Raw genomic sequence first — 511 nt, forward strand, 5'->3', positions numbered from 1 at the left:
ATCTTTATACCATCTTAATAAATAGAGATAAGCGAGGTAGGAAAGGTTCTATGATAGCTGTAATTCAGGGCACTAAAGCCGATGATATCATTGCGGTACTTACAAAGATGCCACAGGAGCTGCGTAATCAAGTCAAAGAAATTACACTGGATATGGCCGGGAGCATGCAAAAGATTGCGAAAACGTGCTTTCCACGTGCCATGCAGGTGATTGATAGGTTTCATGTACAAAAACTTGTATACGAAGCGGTACAAGAGTTGCGTATTACATATAGATGGCAAGTGATAAAAGAGGAGAATAAAGCCATAAAGGCGGCAAAAGAGAAGGGGGAAGTACATAAAGCAGAAGAACTCGAAAACGGAGATACACTCAGGCAATTATTAGCCAGAAGCAGATATTTATTATTTAAATCACCTGATAAATGGACCAAGAGCCAGAAAATCAGGGCAGAATTACTTTTCAAGCAGTTTGAAGATATTAAGCACGTATATTACTACTCATTGGAGTTGGG

Annotated in this window: 1 protein-coding gene; it reads left to right on the forward strand. The window is 39.3% G+C overall.

The features are described 5' to 3' along the window. Positions 1-50: 50 nt before the first annotated feature. Positions 51-511 (forward strand): transposase (locus LPH68_RS26585; RefSeq protein WP_230297301.1); only part of this gene is annotated, 461 nt, incomplete at its 3' end.

This window comes from Bacteroides sp. 1_1_30, assembly GCF_020982715.1.
In the GTDB taxonomy this organism is placed as follows: domain Bacteria; phylum Bacteroidota; class Bacteroidia; order Bacteroidales; family Bacteroidaceae; genus Bacteroides; species Bacteroides xylanisolvens.